This is a genomic window from Streptomyces sp. BBFR2, from assembly GCF_044497305.1.
Taxonomy (GTDB): domain Bacteria; phylum Actinomycetota; class Actinomycetes; order Streptomycetales; family Streptomycetaceae; genus Streptomyces.
In genome coordinates this window covers 988,167-989,440 of record NZ_CP172415.1, presented here as the reverse complement: position 1 = coordinate 989,440, position 1,274 = coordinate 988,167, and the positions used below count along the sequence as shown (strand labels likewise).

Sequence of the window (1,274 nt, the reverse complement as noted above, 5' to 3'; positions counted from 1 at the left end):
GGCGACATCACCTGAGGGGGAGGAGCGGAATGGAAAAGGGGAGAGGTGCGCCCGGACAAGGCCCGAGCTGGGAATATCAGCGAGACGTCAGCGAAACGCAAGAAAAACGCAAGCGGAGCGTCAGCGGGGAAAAGCGGGATGATGCGAATTCACGGGTCAGAATATCTCGCCGATGGCGGACTTCGTGCTGTCGGTGACGTTCTCCGGACTTCCGCCACCGCTCTGCCCCCACGACCACGAGAGGAGCTGCGAGGCGAAGTCGCCGAACTCCTGAAACGAGGCCTCCTCCGCGGACAGGTAATTGTTGCCCGCCAGCGTCAGTGAGAAGGCGACCCGCGCCAGCACGCTGTTCGCCTGGCTCTCGGTGTCGCCGCCCTTCCCGAAGAGGTGGGTCAGGCAGGCGTCCAGACGCTCGAAGAAGACCCCGGCCTCCTGCTGGGTCTTGCCCGCCCAGCCGAGCTGGAGGTCGTCGAGCGCCTTGAAGATCGTCGACACCTGGTCACCGAGGTCTTCGACGAGGCCACCGCCGCCGTCGGGTCCGCCGATCTGCTCCCCGTAGGTCCGCAGCGCCTCACCGTCGACGCTGATCGACAGGTGCGCGCCGCCGACCTGGCCGTAGGTGACGGGCGGGTCGGACTTGGGCTCTTCCTTGCTGGGGCTCACCGTTGCTCCTGGGCGGTATGGGGAAGCCCGCCGCAGGGGCGGGCTTTTCGAGGGGTGGCGGGACGCCGACGTCCGCCGCGCGACCGGGGCACGGCGGACACCTGGGATACGCGGGGGCGCCGTCCGGTCCCTGCCGGGACCGGGGCGCCGCCCTCAGTGCTTCTTGCTGAAGTTCCTGGTGTTCTTCTCCTCGACCTCGTGGTACATGTCGTACGCCGCCTTCAGCCGCCGCTTCATCTCGTACAGGAGCGTGACCAGCGTCGTCATGTGGGTGCTGAACTCGGTCTGGAGGCCGGTGAAGGTCGCGCTGGAGGGGGAGGTCCAGACGCTCTCCGCGCGGCGGAAGGCTTCCTTCACGGCGTTGGTGTCCGCCTCGATGGCGGTGATGCATCCGGCCACCGTGCCGATGGTGTCGTGGAGCCGGTGCAGCTCGATCCGGAACTCGGTGAGGGTGAGGGTACGAGAGGCCACGCGGTGACTTTAAGTGCACGCGTGACCCCGATGCAGGTCCCTCTTCCGATGCCGGTCATGTCACTGTTCCGGGGCGTCACGGTGTCACCGAACGGGGACCTGTCCCGGGAGGGTCCGCATTCGATGAGATGGGCAGAACC

The 1,274-nt window shown here is 67.0% G+C and carries 2 protein-coding genes; both read right to left on the bottom strand.

Features of this window, described 5'->3' with window-relative positions; genetic code table 11:
- Positions 1–156: 156 nt before the first annotated feature.
- On the bottom strand, positions 157–663 hold the full coding sequence (locus tag ACGH2B_RS03560; protein WP_399083916.1) for a hypothetical protein: 507 nt from the start codon (positions 661–663) through the stop codon (positions 157–159).
- A gap of 153 nt (positions 664–816) precedes the next feature.
- The gene (locus tag ACGH2B_RS03555) at positions 817–1,134 is read right to left on the bottom strand and encodes a WXG100 family type VII secretion target (protein ID WP_399083913.1); all 318 of its coding nucleotides are present in this window, start codon (positions 1,132–1,134) and stop codon (positions 817–819) included.
- Positions 1,135–1,274: the final 140 nt, after the last annotated feature.